The organism is Kitasatospora sp. NPDC048715 (genome assembly GCF_043198905.1).
Lineage (GTDB): Bacteria > Actinomycetota > Actinomycetes > Streptomycetales > Streptomycetaceae > Kitasatospora > Kitasatospora lactacystinica.
Genome location: NZ_JBICVH010000005.1, coordinates 15,325 through 40,833, shown reverse-complemented (window position 1 = coordinate 40,833; position 25,509 = coordinate 15,325). Strand labels below are relative to the sequence as shown.

The following is a 25,509-nucleotide window of genomic DNA, read 5'->3' as shown; positions in this document are numbered from 1 at the left end:
ATGCAGGTAATTGACCCTATGGTGTTGCTGGGACATCGTCAAGTCTCTTTTTCTGGTTGGCAGACGGCTGATGTCCAGATTGTGTCGCGTTGGGTCAGGTGGGCGAGATTGGTGTGAAACGGGCGTAGTGAAGCAATGGTTTGTCGAGTCGGCGCGCTTTCCCTGGTCGAAGGCTCGACAGGACGTGGGTACCCTGGGGTAGGGTGGTCCACGTTTGATCGCACAGGCACGCCATTGGGGGTTCTGGTGTCAGAAATGACTTTTCGGCCTCTCACGCCTATCACTGGCGCGGAGGTGGAAGGCGTCGATCTCGCGGCGGAGTTGTCGCCGGCCGTAGTGGCCCGCCTTCGTGAGGCCCTGGTGCGTCACAAAGTTCTCGTTTTCCGGAATCAGCCGATGAGTGACGCGCAACAGGTCGAACTCACCAATGCTCTGGGCGGTGCCACTGCGGCACATCCCATCGTGAACGGTCTGAGCGAGGCCCCCGCCGTGTTGCGGACCGCACTGTCGGAGGAGCGACGGGCGCTGGTCGAGGCCGAGGCCGGCCTCAGTCATCCGTTGAAGGGATCGACACCGCGGCGCCTGCGAACCGAGTGGCACGTCGACAGCACCTTCGTGGTCAATCCGAACGCCATCACCATTCTGCGCGGTGTCGAGATTCCACCGGTCGGCGGCGACACTCTCTTCGCCAATCTGGAAGCGCTCTACGAAGGGTTGTCGCCTTCCCTCCGGGGGTACGTCGACACCTTGCAGGCGATACACTCCCGACACGCCCCGACGGCGGCGCCCCGCTTCGACGGCAAGCCGGCCGGCCCCTTCGCGGCCGTGCACCCGCTGGTGCGGGTGCACCCCGAGACCGGTGCGCGCAGCCTGCTCGTCAGCGCCGTCTTCCTCCAGGCCATCCGCGGTCTCAAGCCCCGCGAGAGCGCGGCCCTGCTGGACTTCCTTCTCGACGAGCTCGCCGGGCGGGACGAGATCCACGCCCGGGTCCGCTGGGAGCAGGACACCCTCGTCATGTGGGACAACCGCGCCGTGGCCCATGCCGGTCCGGTGGACGGCCTGATGTTCCAGGAGGAGCGGATCGTGCACCGCACCACCGTCGTCGGCGACGTGCCCCGCGGGCCCGACGGCTTCGTGTCGCGTGCCCTCATGGGAGGCCGGAGCGAAGCGCTGGCCTGAGAGGCCGCGCCGTGACGCCACGGCGATCAGGTGGTGCGTGCAGGTCAACTCGGTCATACATGTAGATGTACTGGCATCGTGGCTCCGGCATAGATTCGGGTCAGTCGGTCCATTCTCCGGTAACTTCTGTGGGGGAAAAGCAAAATGCCGGTCGTCGACCACTGTGCAAAAGCCGAAGCGCCGCCCAAGTACCGCCTGTTATGCGTCGACTGCGGCTGGGAATCCGACCCGGAATTCCGGCTCCGATGTCCCCGGTGTTCGGGTGCACTCGATCCAAGGATGAACCTGGAGAACGTCACCGAGCATGACGGTGACCGGCCTGAGCTGACCTACCTGGACTTCCTTCCGGTCGAATCCGAGCACTTACACGACGCCGGCATCAGCGTGCGGACCCCCTGCCGTCCGGCCTCGCGCCTCGGAGCGGCCATCGGTCTGCCCCGCCTCTGGGTGAAGGACGAGTCCCAGCAGCCGACCGGGACCACCAAGGACCGGCTGGCCTCCGTGGTCCTGGCCGTGTTCCGGCAGTTCGGGATCAAGGAGTTCGTCGCCTCCAGCACCGGGAACAGCTCCACCGCCCTGGCCCGCGCTGTGCGGAGGGACCACTCGATGCGGGCACACTTCTTCTGCGGCCGTGACTTCACCGGCGACCACGACATCGAGACCGGCGACCGGGTGTCCCTCACCGTGGTGGACGGCAACTACGCACAAGCCACCCGGGCGGCCCAGGAGTTCGCAGCTCGGAAGGGCCTGGTCTGGGAGGGCGGGTTCTTCAACTGGGCCCGTCGCGAGGGCCTGAAGCTCACCTACCTGGAAGCCTTCGACGCCATGGACGACAAGCCCGACGTCGTCGTCCAGGCCATCAGCAGCGGCATGGGGATGATGGCCGCGCGCAAGGGCGTGGCGGAGTACCTCGCCTGCGGCCGGCTCACCTCCTCGCCCCGCTTCGTGATGGTCCAGCAGGACACCTGCGCGCCGATGGCCGCGGCCTGGCGGGAGGGACGGGCCGAGCTCACCGAGGACGACGTCATCGAGCACCCGACAGGTCTGGCCCGGGCCATCCTGCTCGGCGACGGCCGGGCCACCTATCCCTACATGCGGGACATCGCCACCGGGAGCGGCGGCTCCATCGTCTCGGTGAGCCAGGACGAACTGGTCCGAGCCCGTACGATGCTCCGCGAGCTGGAGGGGCTGGACGTCTGCCACTCCTCGGCCGCGACCATTGCCGCGCTGCGCAACGAGGTCGCGGCCCGGCGGATCACCCCGGACCAGGTCGTCCTGGTCAACCTGACCGGCCGTGAGCGGTACACCGCCGCCGACGCCGGACCGGCCCTCGCCGTCGCCACCGCCGGCTGAGCCTCCCCCTCTCCGAGCCGGATGCCACCGCTCCCACCGGAGTGATGCGCCCGCCCCCACGTTCGCAAGGAATGCGTTGATACTCAGTCACCTCACCCCGCAGCAGGCCGAGCGCCACGCCGAGTTCCGTGCCTTCGCCGACCGTGTCCTAGTCCCGCAGGCGGACCGCTGCGACCGCGAGCAAGCGGTCTCCCGAGAGATCGTCGCCGACCTGGCCGGGCAGGGCTACCTCGGCGCGCCCGTCCCGAAGGAGTTCGGCGGCCTCGGCATGGACTGGGTCGAATACGGACTGCTCACCGAGGAACTGGGCCGAGGCTGCCAGTCGATCCGTAACCTCGTGGCCGTGGAGGACATGGTCGCCCACTCGATCCACAAGTGGGGAACGGAGGAGCAGAAGCAGCGGTGGCTCCCCCGGATCACCTCGGGCCGAACGCTGGCGGCCTTCGCCCTGACCGAGCCGGACGTCGGCAGTGACGCCGCCGCCGTCGGGACCACGGCGACGGCCGACGGCGCCGATGTCGTCCTGCGCGGCACCAAGAAGTGGATCAGCTTCGCGCAGATCGCGGACCTCTTCCTGGTCTTCGCCACGTTCGACGGGCAGCACACCGCCTTCCTGGTGGAGCGGGACACTCCCGGCCTGTCGGTGGAGCCGATCGAGGGCCTGCTCGGCCTGCGCGGCTCGATGCTCGGCCGGATGACCTTCGACGACTGCCGGATCCCGGCCGCCAACCTGGTCGGGCGTCCCGGCCTCGGCCTCACCTTCGTCGCCTCCAGCGCCCTCGACCTCGGCCGCTACAGCACCGCCTGGGGCTCCGTCGGCCTGGCACAGACCTGTCTGGAGGCCTCGACGGAGTACGCCGGCCGCCGCACCCAGTACGGCACCGAGATCCGCAACCACCAGCTGGTCCAGCAGCTGCTGGCCGACATGCTCACCGACACCATCACGGCCAGGCTGCTCTGCTACCACGCCGGGGTGAGCAAGGAGCGGGGGGAGACGGAGTCCGTCAACCACACCCTGCTGGCGAAGTACCGGACCTCGACGATCGCCGTCAAGGCGGCCGCCGACGCGGTGCAGATCCACGGTGCCCAGGGCATCGGGGCGGAGGCTTCCGTTCAGCGTCACTACCGGGACGCCAAGGTGATGGAGATCATCGAGGGCACGACGCAGATCCAGCAGACCATGCTCGGTCAGTTCGCCGTCCGGGCGGCCCGGCTGTGAGCGAGCTCCGGACGGGGGCGGTGACATACGGGCAGCTGTCGGTCCTGCGTTCGCTGGAGACACACGGCCCCGACCATCGGGCGGTCGCCAATCTGGTCAGTGTCTGGGAGGTGCCGTTCGGTCTCGGCGCAGCCCAAGTCATGGACGCCTGGCTCCAGTTGGTGGCGAAACACGAGTCGCTGCGGACCACCTACGACCTGAGCGGCCCGACACCGGCCCAGACGGTCCACCCGTACCGCCCGTCCCGGGTGGCTGCGCTGGAGCTGGCCGAGGACAGCTTCGCGGCGGCCCTCCGGCTGGGCGGCGAGGCGGCGGTCGAGCCGATCGACATCGAGACCGAGTTGCCGTGGCGCGCGTTCGTCACCACTCACCAGGGGGACGCGCTCCACCTGGTCACCGTGATCCACCACGTGGCGGCCGACAACGGTGCGCTGCGGGTGCTGGAGGAGCAACTCGGTGTCCTCCTGGAGGGCGGGGCGCTCGGGCCGGTGGTGCAGCCGCTGGAGATGGCGCAGGAGCAGCAGGAGGAACCGGGCACCCGGAGCGTCCGGCACTGGACCGAGGCCTGGAGCCGGCTCGTCCCGGCGGACCGGGATCCGGAGGACGCCACCGAGCGACGCCGGGCGTCGCTCTACAGCCTGGAGGGGCTGACCGCCGCGCAGGAGCTCTCCGACCGGCTGAAGATCTCGGTCCAGTCGGCGGTGCTCGGCGTCGGCGCGCTCGCGCTGTCCCGGCTCAAGCGCACCGAGCGGATGACCTTCGCGCTGATGGCCGCCAACCGGCTCACCACCCGGTGGGTGCCGCTGGTCGGCTCGCTCAACCAGTTCGCCCCGGTGACCGTCACGGTCGACGAGGAGGCCCACCCGCTGGAGTATCTGCGGGCCTGCTACGTCCAGTCCATGACGGCGTACATGAACGGCTGCTACGACGTCGACGCGCTGAAGGAGAGTCTCCGGGAGGCCGGCCTGCCGGACGCGGACCCCACCGCCTTCGCCAAGCACTACAACTTCCTCGGCGATGTGGACGCCGAGCCGGCCGCCGGGTCCGCCCTGCGCACCGGGATCGAGTGGCGTCCGTCCACCCAGCGGTCGGGGCCGAACTTCCACCTGGCAGTGGCCACGGGGAAGGGAATCCTCATCGGAGTGGGCGCGAGCCGCGAATATCTCGACGGAAATCTCCCAGCCGTTCTCGCGGCGTCGATCGAGGCTGGTCTGATCAATATGTCCAAGGGGTCCGAGAACTCCCTGGCAGAAGTTTCACTGGATAATCCTTGGCGAATGTTCTGAAGAGCGGAAGAATGCGGGGAGAAAAGCTTCTTCCCCCCGCACTTCGGCATCCCTGGGCTTGGTCGAGCCAGTTCTAGAAGCCTGCACAGATTCCTCGAAGCTGCTTCTTCATCATGACCACCTCCTGTCCGTGGTGACTATAGCCACAGCCGGTCGGGAGGTGGAAGGAAAATCTGGATAAGGCCCAGGAAAGATGGTTAGGATTTCACTCATGACGGATTCGTACGCCGATCCGGGAACCCCGGATCACCGAAGTGCCGCGCGTTACCTGTGGTGGCTGACCATGAGTCAGCGCCGACGGGTGACGGGCGGCGCGGTGATCGGCACCCTCTGGATGGTCGGCCTCCTGCTGCCGCCGTACCTCATGCAGCGTGCGATCGACGACGGGCTCCAGCGGGGGAGGACCGGCGTCCTGGTCGCCTGGGTGGCCGCACTGATCGGCGCCGCGCTGCTCAACGCATGGCTCGGCATCATGCGCCACCGCATCATGACGCGGGTCCGGATGGACGCCACCTTCCGCACCATCAAGGTCGTGGTCGCGCACTCCACCCGGCTGGGTGCCGAACTGCCCCGAAAGGTGACGGCCGGCGAGGTGGCCAGCATCGGCGTGGGCGACGTCGCGCAGATGAGCCAGACACTGACGATCACCGGCCCCGGCGTCGGCGCTGTCGTGGCGTACCTGGTGGCGGCCGCGCTGCTGCTGTCGGTCTCCGTCGCGCTCGCCCTCGTGGTCCTGCTCGGGGTGCCGTTGCTCGCGGTCGTGGTCGGACCGCTGCTGGAACGCCTCCAGGGCGCGGAGTCCAAGTACCGCGCGCAGCAGGGGGCGCTGACCGCCCGGCTCGGGGACATCATCGGCGGCATGCGCGTGCTCAACGGCATCGGCGGCAAGGAGATGCTGGCCGGCCGCTACCTGCGCGGATCGCAGGACCTGCAGGCCGAGGGCTACCGGGTCGGCGCCGTGACCAGCTGGATCCAAGCACTCTCGGTCGGCCTGCCCGCCCTCTTCCTCGCGCTGGTGACCTGGCTGGCCGCCCGGATGGCAGCCGAGGGCACCATCACGATCGGCACGCTGGTCGCCGTCTACGGCTACGTCGCCGTCCTGGTGGTACCGGTCTCCAACTTCATCGAAGGCGGATACGACCTCACCAGGGGCCTGGTCGCCGCTCGACGCGTCGTCCGGATGCTCGACCTGAAACCCGCCTTCGAAGACGCCGCAACACTCCGGCCCACCCATGACGAGCCATCAGCACTGCACGACGCCGACACCGGCGTGGAACTGGTCCCGGGCCGGCTGACCGCGATCGTGAGCGCTCGCCCAGCCGACTCCGCGGCCGTGGTCGACCGGCTCGGCCGGTACAGCGCGTCCGCCGCGACCTGGGGCGGCGTGCCGCTCGCCGAGGTCGCCCTGGCCGAGATCCGCAGGCGGATCGTGGTGGCGGACAACGACGCCGACTTCTTCTCCGGCACGCTGCGCACCGTGCTCGACGGCCGGTCCGAGCACACCGGCCCGGCCATCGCCCAGGCCGTCCGAGATGCCGCGGCGCAGGACATCGTGCAGGCACTGCCCGATGGCCTGGACACCATGATCCAGGCCCAGGGCAGCAACCTCTCCGGCGGACAGCGCCAGCGGCTGCGGCTGGTCCGTGCCCTGCTGGCGGACCCGGAGGTGCTCCTGCTGGTCGAGCCCACCTCCGCCGTGGACGCCCACACCGAGGCCGCCATGGCCGCCGGGCTGCGCCGGGCGCGGACCGGGCGCACCACCGCCCTCACCTCGACCTCCCCCGTCCTCCTGGAACAGGCCGACACCGTCTGCTACCTCGTCGACGGCCGCCTGGCGGCGGCCGGCCCGCACCAGGAACTGCTCGCAACAGAGCCCGGCTACCGCGCGCTGGTGGCTCGCGGCGAAACCGCCACCGAGTCCACGCCCGCCGAGGAGGCCGTCCGATGACCGCTCAGACCGAGACCGCCCCCGGACGGCTCCCGATCGCCGGTCCCGCCGAGGTCCGCCGGGCCGCCGTGCACCTGATGAGGCAGGACGGCCGTGCCGTCGCCGCGACGCTGACCCTCAACGGACTGGCCGCGGCCGCCGGACTGGGCGGCCCCTGGCTGCTGGGCCGCATCATCGACGACGTCCGGGGCGGCGCCGGCACCGGACACGTCGACCGACTCGCCCTCGGCATCCTCTGCTTCGCGCTCGCGCAGCTGCTCCTCGGCCGCTTCGCCCGCTACGCCGCCCACCGCTTCGGCGAGCGGACCCTGGCGCGGATCCGCGAGCGGTTCGTCGACCGCTCCCTCGCCCTGCCCGCTTCGGTGGTCGAACGCGCCGGCGTCGGCGACCTGCTGACGCGCGGCACCGCCGACGTCGCCACCGTCGGCTCCACCCTGCGCGACGCCGGGCCCGAGGTCTCCGTGGCGCTCGTCCAGATCCTCCTGATCCTGGTCGCCATGCTCGCGGTCAACCCGCTGCTCGGCATCTGCGGGTTGCTCTGCCTCTCCGGGATCTGGTTCGCCACCCGCTGGTACCTGCGCCGCGCGCACACGGGCTACCTCGCCGAAGGCGCCGCCAACTCCGCGCTGATCGAGATCCTCACCTCCACCGCGACGGGAGCCCGCACCGTCGAGGCCCTGGGTCTCCAGGACCGCCGCATCGCCGCCACGGCCGAGGCCGTCGAGCACTGCCGGGCCACCCGTACCTACACCCTCAGCCTGCGCACCGTGCTCTTTCCCGTGGTCGAGTTCTCGTACATCGCCCCGGTCGCCGGCATCCTGCTGCTCGGCGCCGCCCTGCGCGACACCGGCGCGGTCACCACCGGCGCGGTCGTCGCCTGTGCCCTCTACTTCTGGAAGCTCTCCGAGCCGCTGGACAAGGTCCTGCTCTGGCTCGACCAACTCCAGCGCAGCAACGCCTCCTTCGCCCGGGTCGAGGGCATCGGCCAGGTGGACGCCCCGGCCGTGACCGGCGGCGGCCGGCCCGAGGACGACCGGATCGACGTGGTCGACGTCCGGTACGCCTACCAGGGTGAGCGGGACGTCCTGCACGGCGTCGACCTCACCGTCCGTCCGGGCGAGCGACTGGCGATCGTCGGCCCGTCCGGAGCCGGCAAGTCCACCCTGGGCCGGCTGCTGGCAGGGGCGGAGACGCCCCGCACCGGACGGGTGACGGTGGGCCAGGTGCCCGTCGCCGAGCTCGACCCGGCCCAGCTGCGCCGACACGTCGTCCTGGTCTCCCAGGAACATCACGTCTTCCTCGGCACCGTCCGGGACAACCTCCTGATCGCCGCGCCCGCCGCGACCGACCAGGACCTGCTCGCGGTGCTGGCCGCCGTCGACATCGACTGGGTGGACGAGCTGCCGGACGGGCTGGACACCGAACTCGGTGCCGGCGGGCTCCGTCTGGACGCCCAGCAGGCCCAGCAACTCGCCCTGGCCCGGGTGGTCCTGGCCGATCCGCACACGCTGATCCTGGACGAGGCCACCTCCCTGCTCGACCCGACCACGGCCCGGCACACCGAGCGCTCGCTGGCGGCCGTGCTCAAGGAACGCACCGTGATCGCCATCGCCCACCGCCTGCACACCGCCCACGACGCGGACCGGGTCGCGGTCATGGACGGCGGCCGGGTCACCGAACTGGGCAGTCACGACGAGCTGTTGGCGGCCGGCGGCGGATACGCCGCGCTGTGGAAGTCCTGGCACGGCGCCTGAGCGCGCCCCGGTCCTCCCGACCTCTCCCGACCAGTAGGAGCGGAACCCCATGCACTCGGCACCACCGCAGGCCCAGAGCTGGGTCCGGCCGATTCCCGGCCGGACCGAGCCCGGCGCCCTCCGGCTCTTCTGCTTCCCGTACGCCGGGGCAGGCGCCTCGGCCTTCCGGGGGTGGGGCGCCGGACTCCCGGAAGGAGTGGAGGCACTCGCCGTGCAGCTGCCGGGTCGGGAGGACCGGTTCTTCGACCGGCCGATCGCGGACCTGGAAGAACTGCTGGACGTCCTTCTCCCCGCCCTGCTCCCGTACCTGGACCGGCCGTTCGCCTTCTTCGGGCACAGCATGGGCGCCATCGTCAGCTGGGAGCTCGCCCGCAGGCTGCAGCGTGAGCAGGGGCTGGAGCCGGTCCGGATCACGGTGTCCGGCTGCCGGGCGCTACCGGCCCACGAGTCCAGAAAGCCGAGCGAACTCGACCTCTCCGACGAGGAGCTGATCAACGAGCTCCGCCGTCTCAACGGCACACCGGAGACGCTGCTGCAGAACCCGGACTTCGCCGCCTTCATCCTGCCGACCTTCCGGGCCGACCTCTCGCTGTTCGCCGGCTACGTCTACCGGCCGGGCGAGTTGCTCACCTGCCCCGTCTCGGCCTTCGGCGGTGACGCGGACCCCAGGGTCGCCGAGGAGCACCTCCATGGCTGGGCCGAGCTGACCACCGGCCGGACCGAGGTGGAGGTCTTCCCCGGCGGCCACCTCTTCCTCAACGACGAGCGGGAGGCCGTGCTCCGGAGCGTGTCCCGGGCGCTCCCGGTCGTCGGCCACTGACCAGTACTTCTTTCGAACCCAGGGGGCTCGCGTGGAGACAGTGTGGAATGTCGTCCAGGCTCAGGCGGAGCGGACGCCCGAGGCCGTGGCCGCGCGGACGGCACGCACCTACACCTACCGTGACCTCGCCGCGCTGGCCGCAGACCTCGGCGAGCGGATAGCGGCGAAGGTCCGGCCGGGCTCCGTCGTGGCGCTCGACGCGTCCAGCCGGTTCAGCGGGGCCGTCGGCATCCTCGCCGCGAACGCCGCCGGCTGCGCCGTGCTGCCGCTCGACCGGCAGAGCCCGCCGGCCAGGCGGGCCCGGGTCCTCGACGACGCCCGCCCCGCCCTGCTGCTGCGCGAGCTGGCCGAGGGCGAGTTCGCCCTGGAGGGGAACGGACTTCCGTCACCGCCGAGGGAACCGGACCTGGGGGAGATCGCCTACATCCTGTACACCTCCGGCTCGACCGGGCAGCCCAAGGGCGTGATGGTGGGCCACCAGGCCCTGATCGACCGCCTCGCCGCCCTGGCCGAGCGGCCGGGGCTGGCGGCCGGCGAGAGCGTGCTGGCGATGGCCGCGCTGTCCTTCGACATCTCGCTGGTGGAGCTGATCCTTCCACTGACCGTGGGGGCCTCCTTCACGGTGGTCCCGGAGGAGATCAGGGCGGATCCGCTCGCCTTCGCGGAGCTGGTGGCGGGGGCCGCACCGGACGTCGTCCAGGCCACCCCCAGCTTCTGGCGGATGCTGACGGCCTCCGCCTGGAAGGGTGCGCCCGGCAGCCGACTGTGGACCGGCGGAGAGACGCTCACCCCGAGCCTCGCCCGGGAGCTGCTGCCGCGGTGCGGCGAACTCTGGAACGTGTACGGCCCGACCGAGGGAGTCCTCTGGGCCACGGCGGCGCGGGTGGACTCCGCCGAGCGGATCTCGCTCGGCGAGCCGGTGGCCGGGGTGGGCCTCCTCACCGACGAGAGCGGTGAACTCCTGCTCTACGGGGAGGGGCTGGCGCACGGCTACCTCAACCGGGAGGAGCTGACGGCAGAGCGTTTTCTGCACGGCGACACCCCCGACGGCCGCCGCCGCGTCTACCGCACCGGGGACCGGGTCGGACGGGGACCGGACGGCGCACTGACGTTCCTCGGCCGCCTGGACAGCCAGGTCAAACTGCGCGGACACCGGATCGAGCTGGGCGAGGTGGAGGCCGTCCTGGAGGAGCACCCGGAGGTCTCGCAGGCCGTCGTGCTGCTCCAGGACGCCGACCGGCCCGACACCGCGGCGCTGGTGGCCTTCGTGGTACAGCGCGCCGAGGCGGACCTCCAGGGCTGGCTGAAGGACCGGCTGCCGTCGAGCCACCACCCCGCCAGGATCACCGCCCTGTCCGCGCTGCCCCGCACCACCACGGGAAAGGTGGACCGGATCGGATTGGCGGCCGGCCCGGCCGTCGACGACCGGGTGGTGCAGGCCGCCGAACCGCCCGCCGCAGCGCCCTCGGGGGACGTCCGGGCACTCGTGGCCGAGGCGTGGCGCCAGACGCTCGCCGCGGACCCCGTCGACGAGGACACCAACTTCTTCGACGCCGGCGGGAACTCGGTCCTCCTGACGGTGCTCCAGAAGCGGCTCACCGACGGCCTCGACATCCGGGTGCCGATCAAGGAGATCTTCCGGCACCCGACCGTCGCCTCGCTGACCGACCACATCCTCCGTACGGAGACGCCCAAGTGAACCTCTACTGCATTCCCTACGCCGGGTGCTCGGCACGCGTCTACGACCCGTGGCAGCGGCACCTGCCGGACCGCGTCACCGTCGTGCCGCTGGAGCTCCCCGGCCGGGGCTCACGCTGCGTGGAGGAGCCGATCGACGAGCTGGCAGCCCTGCTCGCGGACCTGTACCAGCAGCTCGACCCGACCTCGCCGTACGTGCTGTTCGGCCACAGCTACGGTGCTGTGATCGCCTTCGAGCTGACCAAGCTGCTCCGCTCCAAGGGCGCTTCGGAGCCGTCGGCGCTGCTGGTCTCGGCCAGCCGCGCACCCCGGCTGCCGGCCGCCGACGCGGACAGCCACCGACTCTCCGACGCCGAACTCATCGAGCGACTGGCCGCGTTGGGCGGGACCCCGAAGGAACTGCTGGAGAACGAGGAGCTGATGGAGATCTACCTCCCCGTCATCCGCGCCGACTACCGGATCCTCGGCGAGTACGGCACCGGCACCCCGGGCACGGTCGGCTGCCCGGTGGTGGCGTTCTACGGGGACACGGACGACGAGGCGGACCTGCCCTCGGTCGAGGCGTGGGCGGAGTACACGGACGGTCCCTTCCGAGTGGAGGAAATCCGCGGCGACCACTTCTTCCTGCACTCCGCCGAGCGTGAGCTCGTGGCCGCCGTCGAAGCGGTCTGTACGAAGGGGGAGCCGTGCTGAGTCCGGCCGTCGCACCGGTGACCCCCGGCCCGTTGTCGGTCGCCCCGCCGCGCCGGGTCGACCAGAACCCGGAGAGTACCAAGTGACCGTGACACAGGCCCCACGCTGCCCCTACCGCGACGACGACCGCCCGGCGGCCGACCCCTGCGCGGACTACCTCCCGCTGCGGGAGGAGGAGCCGGTCCGCTGGGACGAGGACCTGGAGGTGTGGATCGTCTCCGGGTTCCGCGAGACGACGGCCCTGCTGCGGCACCCCGCTCTGTCGGCCGCCTGGCCGCAGCGGGGCACCACCACCCTGCACCGGGAGGGAGAGGGCGGGGGGCGGGCCGCAGAGGTCGTGCGCAGGTGGTTCATGTTCAACGACGACCCCGAGCACGCGGCGGCCCGCCGGGTCGTCGCGCCGCTCTTCGCGGCCGACCGGCTCGCCGCGATGCGTCCCGCCGTCGAAGAGCTCGTCGACGAGCTCCTGGCGGGGCGGACGGACGGGCTGGAGGTGATGGCGGAACTCGCCGTCCCGCTCTCCAGCCGGGTCATCTGCCGGATCCTGGGCCTGCCCGGGGAGGTCGCGCCCCGGCTGCACGACTGGGCGCCCGACATCGCGGCGCTGCTGATGGCGGACTACCTGCCGGAGGTCAGGACCAGGGCTCATCGCGCCTTGCGGGAAATCGCGGACGTGGTGGACGAGGCCCTGCGCTCGGAGGTCCGCGAGGGCACCGGGCTCTGGCTGCTGCGCAACGCCCACCAGGGGGGCGTCATCGAGGCCGCCGACGTCTGGGCCACGGCGAGCCTGCTGATCTACGCCGGGTTCGAGACCACCTCGACCTTCATCGGCAAGGCCGTTCGGGCCGCGCTGCACGCCGATGCCTGGGCCGACCTGCGGAGCGGTGAACCGGGCTCGGTGGTCGACGAGCTGCTCCGATTCGACACCTCGGTCCAGCAGGTGGCCCGGGTGGCCACCGCGCCGGTGGAGGCGGCCGGTCACCTGATCGCGGAGGGGGATCTCGTCCTGCTGATGCTCGGCGTGGCCAACCGCGACCCGGCCGTCTTCGACGACCCGGACCTTCTGGACTACGACCGCGAGATCAGGCGGCACCTCAGCTTCGGCTTCGGCGCGCACTACTGCCTGGGGGCGGGGCTGGCGCGGATGGAGTCCGAGATCGTACTGGAGCGCCTCGCCGGCAGGTGGGCGGATCTCGCCCTCGACGGGCCGCCGGTGACGAGGCAGCACTTCGGCGTCACCCTCCTGGAACGCCTGGCCGTGCGCGGCACGGCCTCCTGACGGCCGACCGCACATCCCCGAAAGGAGAGTTGGGATGACACGAGTGACGAGCGGCTCCCCGGAGTCGCCGGACAGCCCCATCGGCGGGGAGCGGGTGTCGCGGCACCACCTCCGCCGGTTCCGCACCCACCAGGATCACCGGGGCGACAGGGACGTGGTGGAGCGCGCCGCCCGGGCGGACCGGGAACTGCTCGCCGGGGACAGGAGTGGTCTTTGATGCAGGGCATCGTGAACGAACGGACGGTGGTCCGGATGCTCGGCGCGATCGTCGACGCGCATCCGGACGTGGTCGCGGTCGAGTGCGGCGAGCAGAAGCTGACCTACCGTCAGTTCTGGGACGCGGCGGCCGCGGTGGCCGGACGCATACGGCAGGCCGAGGGCCACCGGAGCGGCTGCCTCGTCGGCCTGCTCTTCGAGCGCGGCATCGAGGGCATCGTGGCGCAGCTCGGAAGCTGGCTCGCGGGTGCCGCGTACCTGCCGCTCGACCCGGCACTGCCGGACGGCCGGGTGGAGGCGATCCTGCACGACGCCCGGCCGGTGGCCGTGCTCGCGCAGGAGGGGCTCGCCGGACGGGCGCCCGCGGGTGTTCCGGTACTCGACGGCCCCGGGGCGGCCCCGGCGCCGGTGTCGCCGGCCCCGCCGGCCCCGCTGGCCTACGTCATCTACACCTCCGGTTCGACCGGTACGCCCAAGGGCGTCGAGGTCGGCCACGCGGGCCTGGCGAACCTGGTGTCCTGGCACCGGGAGACCTACGGCACCCGGCCCGGGGTGCGGGTCGCAGCCTTCGCCGGGCTGGGGTTCGACGCCGCGGTCTGGGAGGTCTGGGCGGCTCTCGCGAGCGGGGCGACGCTGGTGCTGCCGACCGAGCGGCTGATCGTCGACAGCGCGGTGATCGCCGGGTTCATCGAGCGGAGCGCCATCACGCACTGCTTCCTGAGCACCCCGCTCGCCGAGCAACTGCTCGCCCTCCCGGCCCCGCCCGTCGGCCTGGCCGTCCTGCTGACCGGCGGGGACCGTCTTCGGGTCAGCCCGCCGGCCGGCTTCCCCGCCGCGGTCTTCAACCACTACGGGCCGACCGAGGCCACCGTGGTGACCACCGCCAGCGCGGACCTGCGCCGCTGCCCCACCGAGGGCGCGCCGGTGATCGGACGCCCCATCACCGGCGCGAAGGTCCGGCTGGTGGACGCCGACGGGGTCGAGGTCGCCGAGCCCGGCGTGCCCGGGGAACTGCTGATCGGAGGCGACGTCCTGGCCTTCGGCTACCGGGGCGATCCGGAGCTCACCGGCCGCAAGTTCGTCGCCGACCGGGACGAGAACCGCTGGTACTCCTCCGGCGACCTCTGCCGCTGGACGGCCGACGGCGAGCTGGAGTTCGTCGAGCGGCGGGACGCCCAGGTCAGCATCCGCGGTCACCGGGTGGAGCCGGCCGAGGTCGAGCAGGAGATCCTGGCCGTCCCCGGAGTGGACCAGACGGCCGTCGTCCACGTGCCGGACCAGGACGGCGGATCGCTGCGCGCCTACTTCTGCGGCGAGGCCGAGCCGGACGACATCCGCGCCGCGCTGACCGGTCGGCTGCCCGCGTACATGCTCCCCGCCGGGCTGCACCGGCTCGTCGCGATGCCGCTGACACCCAACGGCAAGATCGACCGCAAGGCCCTGCCGGACACTCCGGTCGCAGCCGCGGCCGAGCCCTCCCCCCTCGGCGCCACCGAGGCGCGGATCGCCGAGATCTGGTCGGATCTGACCGGGAACCTCCCCCGCTCCGGGGACAGCTTCTTCGAGATCGGTGGGCACTCGCTGATCGCCGCCCGGGCGGTGTCCCGGACGCGCGAGCAGTTCGGCATCAAGATCGGGCTGCAGGCCATCTTCAACCATCCGGTCCTCGCGGACTTCTCCGCCGAGGTCGACGAAGCCGTCAGGAGTGCAGAGTGATGCAGGACCAACGGCCCCTCGTGATACTGGAGTTCGGGAACGAGGTGCCCCGCAGGACCTTCGGCGCCATCCTGCCCGACGGCTGGCAGGGACGGACCCTCAGGATCGACCCGTTGCACTACCCCGGCCTCGCCGACGGAGTCGTCGGGACGGCCGAGCAGGCCGCCCACTGGGCCGAGCGGATCACCGCCGCCGGGCCGCTCCCGGTCGCGGTGCTGGCCTACTGTTCGGCCGTCGGCCTGGCCTCGGCACTGGTGGAGGCGCTGCCCGGGCCGGACGTCCCGCTCATCGTGCTCGACCCGGCACCGGCCGATCCCAGGACTCCTCAGGAACTGCTGGACGACCTCGCCCTGGCCATGGACGAGTCCGCCGAGGTGCCCACGATCACCGGCCTGCCGTCCGGTGACGCGCTCGCCCTGGCCGGCTCCTTCCTGCTCTCGGTGATCGTCGGCTGCTCGCCCGGGCTCGACGAGGAGATCCTGGTCGAACTGACCGAGGGGCAGCGGGCCTGGCTCAGCTTCACCCTGACCGCGGCGGTGCCGCCGCAGGCCCCGCCGGCTCCCACTCACGTCCTGCTGAGCGAGGCGCTCGACTGGCCGGGCCCCGGGGCGGTGCACCGGGTCGATGTGACGGCGGAGGAACTGTTCCACGCGCCCGCCGTGAAGGTCCTGCTCACCGACCTGCTGGCCACCGGGGAGAAGGAGGAGCCGTGCAGCCCGCCCTCGTAGAGCGGGACGCCGTCGACGTGCCCACCCCGGAAGCGGTGGAAGCCGTGACGGCCGAACTCGACGGGGCCGCCTCGTGATCACCCTCCTGCCGCCCGGCGCGGAGGTCGAGGAGGCGTACGGTGATCTGCCCGACGTCCCGCTGCAGCCGGGGGAGGCCGAGGCGGTCGCCCGCTCACCGCTCGCCAGGCGCCGCGAGTTCGCCACCGTCAGGCACTGCGCCCGAACCGCCCTCGGCCGGCTCGGCATCCCCCCGGCCCCGATCCTCCGGGGCACGGCGGGGGCACCGCAGTGGCCGCGCGGCGCGGTCGGCAGCATGACCCACTGCTCGGGCTACCGGGCGGCCGCGGTCGCCCGGGCCGGGGCATTCCGCTCCCTCGGCATCGACGCGGAGGTCCACCAACCGCTGCCCGACGGCGGCCTGCGCCTGATCACGTCGCAAGCCGAACGGCGCCACCTCGCGGAGCTCCTCCGCCGGGACGCGGAGGTGCACTGGGACACGCTGCTCTTCGCCGTCAAGGAGAGCGTCTACAAGGCGTGGTACCCCCTGGGCGGCACCGTGCTCGACTTCGCCGACGCCGAAGTCGCCCTCGACCCGGACAACAGGACCTTCACCGCCCGGCTGCCGGCTTCGCAGGCGACGGCCGACGGGGCCGGCCCGGTCTTCTTCGAGGGGCGCTGGCGGGTGGCGGACGGGCTGGTCCAGGCCGCGAGCGCCGTTCCGGGCCGGCCGCGCACGTCCTGAACCGGTCGCGTCGGTCCGGGTGTTCCGTAAACCATTGATGTGAGGATTGGCTGGCCAAGTGGAAGACCCCGACGATTTCGAGGACGACAGGGCCTGGTTCGAACTGTGGAACGGCCAAAGGGGGCTGTGGCTCCAGCATCAGCTGGACGAGGGCCGGGCGGAATCCAACCTTCCGTACTGGCAGCACCTGTACGAGGCGGTGGACATCGTCGCCGTGCGCCGTGCCGCAGCCTTCCTGATGGACCGGCACCAAGCGCTGCGGCTGTCCTTCCGGGACACTCCAGAAGGTCCGCGCCAGCGTGTCCTGCCCGCATTCGACCTGGACGTGCCGCTCGTCGACCTGACCGGCGCCGCCGATCCGACGGCCGAACTGAATCGGCGCGTCCGGGCCGAGAACGCGACCCCCTTCGACGAACTCGCCACCCCGCCGGTACGGCTCAAGGTGTTCAAGCTGGCCGCCGACCACCACTGCCTCTACGTGAACGTGCACCACATCATCACGGACGGCACCAGCATGGGCATCCTCATACGCGAACTGCTGCTCTGCTACCGAGCCTTCGCCGCGGACGGAGAGCCGCAGCTGCCCCCGCTCCCGACGACCTACGACGCCTTCGTACGGGGCCGGCGGGAGTGGCTGGCGAGCGACCAGAGCAAGGCCATGGAGGCGTACTGGCTCGACCAGCTGGCCGCCCCGCTGCCGCGGCTGCGCATCGGGGACCACGACGCGCCCGCCGATGAGGTGGTGAACGAGACGCTGGAGTTCGACGTCGAGGCCGACACGGCCGCAGGGGTGGCGGCACTGGTCAAGAAGCTGCGCGTCACGCCGCACATCCTGCTGCTCAGCGCCTACGCGGTCGCGTTGCGGGACATCAGCGCCGACGACGACATCGTGGTCTGCGTCCCGTTCTCCGGCCGGGACACCAAGGAGTTGAACGGCATGTTCGGCAGTTTCGTCAACCCGCTCTCCGTCCGGGTGCGGATGTCGGGTGCGGACCCCTTCGAGGAGGTCGTGCGCCGGACCAGGGCCGTGAGCATCGGCGCCTACGCGCACAGCCGCTATCCGTTCACCCTGCTGCTCGAGAAGCTCGATGCGGAATCCCGACCCGGCCGGAACCCGGTCTTCTCCACCTCCTTCCAGTTCGCGGACTTCCTGCCCCCGGCCCGGCAGACCTCGCAGCTCGACCTCTGCCTGTTCGGCAAGCCGGACGGCGACCGGCTCGGTCTGCGGCTCAACTACAACTCCCGACGGCTGGCGAAGTCCGAGGCCGAGGAGGTCCGGTCGGCCTTCCTGGCCGTCCTGCGGACGGTCGTCGAGGACGTGACGGTCTCGCTGGCCGCCCTGGCGGAGCCGCTGGCGCGGGCCCGGCGGGCGGCACGGACCGTACCCGCCGGCCGCCGTCGGCTGGGGGCCCTGCGAGCCTCCCGGCCCGGGACGCCGAACGCCTGAGCCGGTATCGCGCCATCTCACCGAAAGGAAGGGCCCATGGACGGACAGCGTGACGACGACGGCTACGTCGTGGTGACCAACTCCGAGGAGCAGTACTCCATCTGGCCGCAGGGCCGCGAGCTGCCCGCCGGCTGGCGGGAGACGGGCGAGCGGGGCTCGAAGGAGGCCTGCCTCGCGCACATCGACGAGGTGTGGACGGATATGCGTCCGCTGACCCTGCGCCGGGAGATGGCGGGCGGGACCGGCCGATGAGGGTGACGGTCAGGCCGCTCGCCGAGCGGCCGCAGGCGGCCACGCGGCTGTTCTGCTTCCCCTACGCCGGCGGCGGTGCCTCGGTGTTCCGCGACTGGGCCGCCGCCCTGCCCGCCGACATCGAGCCGTGGTCGGTACAACTTCCGGGCAGAGAAGACCAGTTGGGCGCCCCGCTGTTCGACCGGATGGGCGCGGTGCTCAACGTCCTGGTGCCCTCGGTCATCCAGCACCTGGACCGTCCGTTCGCATTCTTCGGGCACAGCATGGGCGCCCTGGTGGCCTGGAACCTCACCCGCACCCTGCAGCGGATGGAGATCGGCTCACCCACCCGGCTGTTCGTCTCGGGGTGCGTACCGCCCCAAGCCCGGGAGGAGACCGCGCACCACGCCGGTCCGGAGAAGGAGCTGATCGGGAAACTGCGCTCCTGGTCCGCGACACCGGAAGCGGTTCTGGCGGACCCGGAACTGATGCGCCTGATGCTCCCGGTGATCCGGGCCGACCTCGCGGTGGTCGAGACCTACCGGTTCACCGACGGGCCGCTGCTGACCTGCCCGGTCACGGCGTTCGGCGGGACCGAGGACGATCCCGCGGGCACTGCGGCGATGCCGCGCTGGGGCGAGCTCACAGCCGGCGGCTTCGACCTGCGGATGTTCCCCGGCGGCCACTTCTTCCTGCACTCCGCCCGTCCGGCCGTGCTCGCCGAGATCGCCGGGCGGCTCGCCGCCGTGCCCCGGCAGCACGGTCACTGACCCGAAGCCCTTCGAAACAACCATCCTCTCGATCGACGGATTTAGGTGGAACGACATGTCGCAGCGGTCCGTGATGGACGTCGTCTCGGATGTGTGGACGGCAGTCCTGCACACCGAGATATCCGGTCCCGACGCCAACTTCTTCGCGCTGGGCGGAAATTCACTGAAAGGTGCCAGAGCGATCAGCCGGCTGCGCGAGGAGCTGGGCATCCGGATTCCGCTCAGCGTGCTCTTCGACGCACAGACCCTCGTCGAGCTGACCGCGGCCATCGAGGCGATGCGGGAGACGGAGCCCGGGGCGGAACAGACCATCGAGCCCTTCGAGGGGCGCTCGGGCGAGGTCTTCCACGCGCCCACCTCGTTCACCCAGCAGCGGCTGTGGGTCGACGAGCACATCCAGGGTCCGAGCTCCCGCTACAACATCCCGATGGCGCACGAGCTCGTGGGCCCGCTCGACATCACGGCCCTGGGGCAGGCCGTCCAGACGCTGGTCGACCGGCACGAGGTCTTCCGCACCACCATCGAGGCGGTCGACGGCATCCCCGAGCAGGTGATCCGGGCCAAGGCCGAATTGCCGCTGACCGTGGTCGACCTCCGGGACGAGCCGGAGGAGAAGCAGGAGCAGGTTCTGGCCGCTCTGCTCCTCGACTCCGCCCAGCGGCCGTTCGACGTGGAGCGGGGGCCGCTGCTCCGGGTCGAGCTGTACCGGCTGGACGAGGACTGGCACGTCCTGCTCATCAACCTGCACCACATCATCACCGACGTGTACTCCTTCGAACTCGCCGTGGCCGAGCTGCTGGAGCTCTACGCCGCCGCCGCCGACGGCGGGATCCCGGCGGCCGCGAAGCCGCCGGTGCAGTACGCCGACTACGCCGCCTGGCAGCGGCGCACGGTCACCGGGACCACGCTCGAACGCCAACTGGACTACTGGAAGGACCGACTGCGCGGCCCGCTCCCCGTGCTGGACCTTCCGACCGACCTGCCGCCCCGGGAGACCGGCACGAGCCAGGGGGCGTCGGTGGACATCGAGCTGCCCCGAGCGGTGTCGCGCAGGATCCGCGAGCTGTCCAGGGAGCACAACGCCACCCCGTTCATGACCATGTTCACGCTGCTCAACGTGCTGCTCAGCCGGTACAGCGGCCAGACGGACATCGTGGTCGGCATCCCCAGCGCCAACCGTGATCTGCCGGAGCTCGATTCCATGCTCGGGTGCTTCCTCAACACCCTCGCCGTGCGCAGCGACCTGTCCGGCGACCCGACGCTGGCCGAGCTGCTCGGCCGGGTCCGGGGCAGGATCCTGGAGGCCTTCGCCCACCAGGACGTCCCCTACGAGCGGGTGGTCAACGCGGTCTCGACCGACCGTTCCTCCCGGCAGGGGCCGTTCCGGGTCATGCTGGCGTACCAGCACGCGGTCCCGGCGCCGGAGCTGGCCGGGATCACCGTCGACGACGTCGAGTTGGGCCTGAACCTGAAGGCGGTCAAGTTCGACCTGGTGTTCCGGGTCGTCGAGACCGAATTCACCTACCGCCTCGCGGTCGACTACAACACCGACCTGTTCGTCGAGGACAAGGCCTGGCGCATCCTCGACCACCTGGCCGTGCTCGCGGCCGACGCGGTGGCCGCTCCCGCCAAGCGCCTCTCCGGGCTCACCATCCTTCCCGAGGAGGAGCGCCGTCAGCTCGAGAAGTGGTCCACCGCCGACTGCGGTCCCTACCCCACGGACCTCTTCCTGCACCGGCTGTTCGAGGCCCAGGCGCTCAGCACCCCGGACGCGGACGCGGTGGAGAGCGGCGACGAGCGGGTCAGCTACCACGAACTCGACCGCAGGGCATCCCGGTTGGCCGACGAGTTGACGGCGCGCGGCATCGGCACCGACGACCTGGTCGGCCTGTGCGCGGACCCGTCGGTGGACCTCATCGTCGGCATCCTCGGCATCCTGAAGTCCGGTGCCGCCTACGTGCCGATCGATCCGCTCGCCCCCGTCGACCGGATGTCGTACGTCGTCGCGGACAGCGGGATGACGATCCTCGTCACCACCCCGGAACTGCGCGACCAGCTGCCGACGGCCGTCCTGGAGAGCGTGGACGTGGTGAGCACCGCCCAGGACGGCGCGCAGGACCAGGCGTGGGACGGCGCCCCGGGTTCCGCGCTGCACCCCTCGCAGCTGGTGTACCTGATGTACACGTCCGGGACCACCGGCCGGCCCAAGGGCGTCGGCCTGCCGCACACCGCGATCACCCCGTGGATCCAGTGGGCCCAGGACATCCGTCCGATCGGGCCCGGCACCCGGGTGGTGCACAACCTCTCCTACCACTTCGACTGGTCCGTCGAGCAGATGTTCCACGCACTGACCGCAGGCGCCTGCCTGGTCATGCTGCCCCGTGAGGTCAAGGCCGACGGCCGGGCCACCGCCCGTTTCATCAACGAGCAGTCGATCCACATGCTGTACCTGACGCCGACCCAGATGCGCGGCATCACCGACGCCGGCCTCGACATGCCGACGCTGCGGCACGTGTCCATGGGCGGAGAGAACCTGGACGCCGACCTGGTGGCGCGGACCCGTGCGGTCGTCCCCGCCGGGTGCGAGATCTGGAACGAGTACGGGCCGACGGAGACCGCGGGCGCCGCCCTGGTCGGCCGGATGGGCGACGAGCCGCTGGAACGCAGCTCCATGCCGCTGGGGGAGTTGATCGCCAACGCCTCCTGCGCGGTGGTCGACCGCTGGGGGAACCTGCAGCCCATCGGCGTGCCCGGCGAGCTCTGGATCGGTGGTGACGGCGTCGCCCGCGGCTACCGCAACCAGCCCGCCCTGACCGCCGACCGGTTCGCCCCGGACCCGGCCCGGCCCGACCGACGCCTCTACCGCACGGGTGACCTGGTGCGCCGCCTGCCCAATGGGGAGATGGAGTTCCTGGGCCGGGTCGACAATCAGGTCAAGATCCGCGGCGTGCGGGTCGAGCTGGAGGAGATCGAATCGGTGCTGCGCGGTCACCCGGAGGTGGCGAACGCCGTGATGGTCCTGGAGCCCGACCAGCGGCTGGTCGCCCACGTGGTCAGGACACCGGGCAGCGGGCTCGACGAGGCCGCGCTCCGTGCCCACCTCGCCCCGAAACTGCCCATCGTCATGCAGCCCGCCGTGTTCATGTGGCTCGACGCCATGCCGCTCTCCCCGACCGGCAAGGTGGACCGCCAGCGGCTGCCCCGACCCGAGCCGATCCCCGTGCTTGCGACGGCCGTGACGCCGCCGAGCACGGAGACGGAGCGCACCGTCGCAGCGGCCTGGGCGGAGGTGCTCGGGTTCGCCGAGGTGGACGTGCGGGCCAACTTCTTCGAGGCCGGCGGGGACTCGTTCTCCCTGCTGGCGGTCGTCAGCCGACTGCGGGCCGAGCTCGAGCTGGACATCCCGGTGCGCGCCCTGGTCGACGCGCCGACCGTCGAGACGCTGGCCGCGCACATCGAGGCACTGCGCCGGGCGGCCTTCCATCCGTCCGCGGCGCCCCTTCCGTAGCCGACCTCAGGAGAGGACGATCCGCGTGAGTGGACCCCCCGAGAACAGGACCGCCCTGGCGAGCCGTGGCGGTCGCGGAACGGCGAGAGCCGAGTCCCCGGCAAGCCGTACGCCCCTGCGGGTCCGCCGCGGGGCGACGAATCCTTCTCCGCCTCGTCGGTGCCTGTCCCGGTCCGGCGGTCAGTTCGACAACGATGGGAAGTGACGTCATGAGCGACACCGCGGCTCACGACATGGCGGCAGAGACCCTGCCCGATCTGTTCGCGGCCCAGGCGGCCCGTACCCCTGACGCCGTCGCGCTCGTCGGCGGCGATGCATCTCTCACGTACGCCGAGCTGGACGCCAGGGCCGGCCGACTGGCGCGGTTGCTCATGGCCAAGGGGGCGGGGCCCGAAACCGTCGTGGCGGTCGCGGTGCCGCGATCCGTGGAACTGGTGGTCGCCCTCTACGCGGTGCACAGGGCCGGGGCCGCCTACCTTCCGGTCGATCCGCAGCTGCCCGCCGAGCGGGTACGGGAGATGACCGAGGACGCACGTCCCGTGCTGATGCTCGACAGCGAGGACGTCCGGCGGATGTCGGAGGAGGGCGCGCCCGAGGCGGACGGGACCGGGTGGCCCTCGCCGCACCCGTCGAGCACCGCCTACGTCATCTTCACCTCGGGATCCACCGGCCGGCCCAAGGGGGTGGCCGTGTCCCACGAGGCCATCGTCAACCGCCTGCGCTGGATGCAGGCGGAGTATCCGCTGGGCCACGACGACCGCGTCCTGCAGAAGACCCCCGCCGGATTCGACGTCTCCGTGTGGGAGTTCTTCTGGCCGCTGTGCGTCGGTGCGCGCCTCGTCCTGGCCGGGCCGGACGAGCACCGGGATCCCGCCCGGATCGCCGAGCTGATCCGGGCGGAGCGGATCACGACCGTGCATTTCGTCCCGTCCATGCTGCGTCACTTCCTCGAAGGGCCGACGACGGCCCGATGCGATTCGCTGCGCCGGGTGTTCGCGAGCGGCGAGGCGCTCTCGGCCGATCTGCGGTCACGGTTCTTCCGCCTCCTGGACGCCGAACTGCACAACCTCTACGGGCCCACCGAGGCCGCGGTGGATGTGTCCCACTGGCGCTGCGGCCCCGGCGACCCACCCGGCCCGGTGCCGATCGGCGCCCCGGTGCGCAACACCCGGCTGTACGTTCTGGACGAGCAGCTGAACCAGGCCGCGCCCGGTGCGGCCGGCGAGCTCTACATCTCGGGCGTCCAGCTGGCCCGGGGGTACGTCAACCGGCCGGGGCTGACAGCAGAGCGCTTCGTCCCCGATCCCTACGGCCCCGAAGGCAGCCGGATGTACCGGACCGGGGATCTCGCCCGGCGGGACCCCGACGGGGTCCTGCACTACCTGGGCCGCAACGACCACCAGGTCAAGGTGGGAGGCGTGCGCATCGAACTCGGCGAGATCGAAGCGACGTTGGCCCGGCACGCCGCGGTCGCCGACGCGGTGGTGGCCGCGAGGCCCGACGAGGCCGGCGAGGCGCGGCTGACCGCCTACCTCGTACCCGACCCCGACGAGGCCGCCGCGCTGCGGAACCTGTGCCGCCTCGAAGAAGCCGGGCTCCTCGACCGGAAGGACCTGCAGACCCTGCCGAACGGCATGGCCGTCGTCGCGTCCAACCGGTCGGAGGCGGACTTCCTGTACCGCGAGATCTTCGAAGAGGGCGAGTACCTGCGGCACGGGATCACGCTGCCCGACACCGGGGCCTGCGTCTTCGACGTGGGCGCGCACATCGGGTTCTTCTCGCTCGTGGTGGCCCGCTCCCGTCCCGGCAGCGTGGTCCATGCGTTCGAGCCGATTCCGCAGCTGTTCCGCATGCTCGAACTCAACACCCGGCTGCACGGAGTCGACGCCAGGCTGTTCCCGTGCGGCCTCGCCGAAGAGGCGGGTACGGCGTCGTTCACCTACTATCCGCAACTTTCGATAATGTCGGGGCGATTCGGGGACATCGGCGAGGAGCGCGGTGTCCTGGAGGCCTTCGTCCGCAACGAGCAGCCGATGCAGGAAGCCCTTCCGCACAGCGGTGCGGCGGATCTCGACAGTCTGCTCACGGAGCGGCTGCAGCACACCGACGTGACCTGCGAACTGCGCACGCTGTCGGACGTCATCGACGAGACCGGTGTGGAACGGATCGACCTGCTCAAGATCGATGCGGAGAAGAGCGAACGCGCGGTGCTTCTGGGGCTCCGTGAGGAGCACTGGAACCTGGTCCGCCAGCTGGTGATCGAGGCGCACAACGCCCCGGGCCGGATCGACTGGATCCGGGGCCAACTGGAGGAGCGGGGGTACCGGGTCACCGTCGACGGGCTGGCGATGCTCTCGGAGACCGGTCTGGTCACCCTCTACGCGGTCCGCGGCGGGCAGCCGGCCTCCGGTGGCGGGGAGAGTGCCGCACCGGCGTACCGCGGGTCGGATTGGTCGTCCCCGGACCTGTATGTCGAGGACGTGCGGCGAGAAGCGCAGCTCCGGCTCCCGCCGCACATGGTTCCGGACCACTTCGTGATCGTCGACGCGCTTCCCCTGACGGCCAACGGCAAGCTCGACCGGGCGGCACTGCCTGCGCCCCGGCGCCGGCCGACCGGGAGAGCGGCCGCTCCGCGCGACACGACCGAGGTGCTGCTCCGCTCCCTGTTCGCCGACGTACTCGCCGCACCCGACATGGGGATCCACGACGACTTCTTCCGCCTGGGCGGCAACTCGTTCGATGCGATCCGCCTGGTGGCCCGGATCCGTGAGGCGCTGGGTATCGGAGTGACCGTCCCGAGCCTGTTCAAGGCCCCGACAGTGGCCGCCTTCGCCGAACTGCTGGCCGATGGATCCGACGGAGCCCCGTTCCCGCCCGACGCATGACCCTTCCGCGCGTCGATCGTTGAACCGCCCCTCCCGT

At 71.3% G+C, this 25,509-nt stretch carries 18 protein-coding genes and 1 pseudogene; all 19 read left to right on the top strand.

Annotation, left to right across the window (positions count from 1 at the left end; genetic code table 11):
• Nucleotides 1-135: 135 nt before the first annotated feature.
• Nucleotides 136-1,179 carry a TauD/TfdA family dioxygenase gene (locus ACGFSC_RS11150; RefSeq protein WP_359899074.1) on the top strand — a complete coding sequence of 348 codons (1,044 nt, stop codon included), beginning with the start codon at nt 136-138 and terminating at the stop codon, nt 1,177-1,179.
• A 279-nt stretch (nt 1,180-1,458) separates the two neighbouring features.
• A complete protein-coding gene (locus ACGFSC_RS11145) occupies nt 1,459-2,532 on the top strand; it encodes a pyridoxal-phosphate dependent enzyme (protein ID WP_359899072.1) in 1,074 nt (357 codons plus the stop codon).
• Between the two features lie 76 nt (nt 2,533-2,608).
• The gene (locus ACGFSC_RS11140) at nt 2,609-3,751 is read left to right on the top strand and encodes an acyl-CoA dehydrogenase family protein (RefSeq protein WP_359899070.1); all 1,143 of its coding nucleotides are present in this window, start codon (nt 2,609-2,611) and stop codon (nt 3,749-3,751) included.
• Nucleotides 3,752-3,771: 20 nt separating this feature from the next.
• Entirely contained in the window at nt 3,772-5,037 is a 1,266-nt protein-coding gene (locus tag ACGFSC_RS11135; protein WP_359899068.1) for a condensation domain-containing protein, read from the top strand.
• 211 nt (nt 5,038-5,248) lie between these two features.
• A complete protein-coding gene (locus tag ACGFSC_RS11130; protein ID WP_359899066.1) occupies nt 5,249-6,985 on the top strand; it encodes an ABC transporter ATP-binding protein in 1,737 nt (578 codons plus the stop codon).
• Nucleotides 6,982-8,739: an ABC transporter ATP-binding protein gene (locus ACGFSC_RS11125; protein WP_359899064.1), complete on the top strand. Its 1,758-nt coding sequence runs from the start codon at nt 6,982-6,984 to the stop codon at nt 8,737-8,739. Before ACGFSC_RS11130 ends, ACGFSC_RS11125 begins: the two co-directional genes overlap by 4 nt.
• Nucleotides 8,740-8,788: 49 nt before the next feature.
• Nucleotides 8,789-9,559 carry an alpha/beta fold hydrolase gene (locus ACGFSC_RS11120; RefSeq protein WP_359899062.1) on the top strand — a complete coding sequence of 257 codons (771 nt, stop codon included), beginning with the start codon at nt 8,789-8,791 and terminating at the stop codon, nt 9,557-9,559.
• Nucleotides 9,560-9,590: 31 nt separating this feature from the next.
• Nucleotides 9,591-11,258, top strand: a complete 1,668-nt coding sequence (locus ACGFSC_RS11115) for a non-ribosomal peptide synthetase (protein ID WP_359899060.1) — start codon at nt 9,591-9,593, stop codon at nt 11,256-11,258.
• Complete coding sequence (locus ACGFSC_RS11110; protein WP_359899058.1) at nt 11,255-11,950, top strand: alpha/beta fold hydrolase; 696 nt, start codon at nt 11,255-11,257, stop codon at nt 11,948-11,950. The genes ACGFSC_RS11115 and ACGFSC_RS11110 overlap by 4 nt, the downstream gene beginning before the upstream one ends.
• Before the next feature lie 88 nt (nt 11,951-12,038).
• Entirely contained in the window at nt 12,039-13,229 is a 1,191-nt protein-coding gene (locus ACGFSC_RS11105; RefSeq protein ID WP_359899056.1) for a cytochrome P450, read from the top strand.
• 34 nt (nt 13,230-13,263) lie between these two features.
• Nucleotides 13,264-13,446: a hypothetical protein gene (locus tag ACGFSC_RS11100; RefSeq protein WP_359899054.1), complete on the top strand. Its 183-nt coding sequence runs from the start codon at nt 13,264-13,266 to the stop codon at nt 13,444-13,446.
• The gene (locus ACGFSC_RS11095) at nt 13,446-15,161 is read left to right on the top strand and encodes a non-ribosomal peptide synthetase (RefSeq protein WP_359899052.1); all 1,716 of its coding nucleotides are present in this window, start codon (nt 13,446-13,448) and stop codon (nt 15,159-15,161) included. Before ACGFSC_RS11100 ends, ACGFSC_RS11095 begins: the two co-directional genes overlap by 1 nt.
• Nucleotides 15,161-15,889, top strand: a complete 729-nt coding sequence (locus ACGFSC_RS11090; protein ID WP_359899050.1) for a hypothetical protein — start codon at nt 15,161-15,163, stop codon at nt 15,887-15,889. Before ACGFSC_RS11095 ends, ACGFSC_RS11090 begins: the two co-directional genes overlap by 1 nt.
• 73 nt (nt 15,890-15,962) lie before the next feature.
• Nucleotides 15,963-16,631: a 4'-phosphopantetheinyl transferase superfamily protein gene (locus ACGFSC_RS11085; RefSeq protein WP_359899048.1), complete on the top strand. Its 669-nt coding sequence runs from the start codon at nt 15,963-15,965 to the stop codon at nt 16,629-16,631.
• A gap of 58 nt (nt 16,632-16,689) precedes the next feature.
• Nucleotides 16,690-18,078, top strand: coding sequence for a condensation domain-containing protein (locus tag ACGFSC_RS11080; RefSeq protein WP_359899046.1), 1,389 nt, complete (start codon nt 16,690-16,692; stop codon nt 18,076-18,078).
• A 36-nt stretch (nt 18,079-18,114) separates the two neighbouring features.
• Nucleotides 18,115-18,330: an MbtH family NRPS accessory protein gene (locus tag ACGFSC_RS11075; RefSeq protein ID WP_359899044.1), complete on the top strand. Its 216-nt coding sequence runs from the start codon at nt 18,115-18,117 to the stop codon at nt 18,328-18,330.
• Nucleotides 18,327-19,079, top strand: a complete 753-nt coding sequence (locus tag ACGFSC_RS11070; RefSeq protein ID WP_359899042.1) for an alpha/beta fold hydrolase — start codon at nt 18,327-18,329, stop codon at nt 19,077-19,079. Before ACGFSC_RS11075 ends, ACGFSC_RS11070 begins: the two co-directional genes overlap by 4 nt.
• Nucleotides 19,080-19,134: 55 nt before the next feature.
• On the top strand, nt 19,135-22,587 hold the full coding sequence (locus tag ACGFSC_RS11065) for an amino acid adenylation domain-containing protein (RefSeq protein WP_359899040.1): 3,453 nt from the start codon (nt 19,135-19,137) through the stop codon (nt 22,585-22,587).
• A gap of 215 nt (nt 22,588-22,802) precedes the next feature.
• Nucleotides 22,803-25,472, top strand: a pseudogene (locus ACGFSC_RS11060) (amino acid adenylation domain-containing protein); the annotation flags it as partial.
• Nucleotides 25,473-25,509 lie beyond the last annotated feature (37 nt).

Bases quoted from the DNA above. Each gene is read 5' to 3' on its own strand.
- ACGFSC_RS11150 (WP_359899074.1), top strand. From the start codon at position 136: ATGGTTTGTCGAGTCGGCGCGCTTTCCCTGGTCGAAGGCTCGACAGGA.
- ACGFSC_RS11145 (WP_359899072.1), top strand. From the start codon at position 1,459: ATGAACCTGGAGAACGTCACCGAGCATGACGGTGACCGGCCTGAGCTG.
- ACGFSC_RS11130 (WP_359899066.1), top strand. From the start codon at position 5,249: ATGACGGATTCGTACGCCGATCCGGGAACCCCGGATCACCGAAGTGCC.
- ACGFSC_RS11125 (WP_359899064.1), top strand. From the start codon at position 6,982: ATGACCGCTCAGACCGAGACCGCCCCCGGACGGCTCCCGATCGCCGGT.
- ACGFSC_RS11120 (WP_359899062.1), top strand. From the start codon at position 8,789: ATGCACTCGGCACCACCGCAGGCCCAGAGCTGGGTCCGGCCGATTCCC.
- ACGFSC_RS11100 (WP_359899054.1), top strand. From the start codon at position 13,264: ATGACACGAGTGACGAGCGGCTCCCCGGAGTCGCCGGACAGCCCCATC.
- ACGFSC_RS11095 (WP_359899052.1), top strand. From the start codon at position 13,446: ATGCAGGGCATCGTGAACGAACGGACGGTGGTCCGGATGCTCGGCGCG.
- ACGFSC_RS11090 (WP_359899050.1), top strand. From the start codon at position 15,161: ATGCAGGACCAACGGCCCCTCGTGATACTGGAGTTCGGGAACGAGGTG.
- ACGFSC_RS11075 (WP_359899044.1), top strand. From the start codon at position 18,115: ATGGACGGACAGCGTGACGACGACGGCTACGTCGTGGTGACCAACTCC.
- ACGFSC_RS11070 (WP_359899042.1), top strand. From the start codon at position 18,327: ATGAGGGTGACGGTCAGGCCGCTCGCCGAGCGGCCGCAGGCGGCCACG.
- ACGFSC_RS11065 (WP_359899040.1), top strand. From the start codon at position 19,135: ATGTCGCAGCGGTCCGTGATGGACGTCGTCTCGGATGTGTGGACGGCA.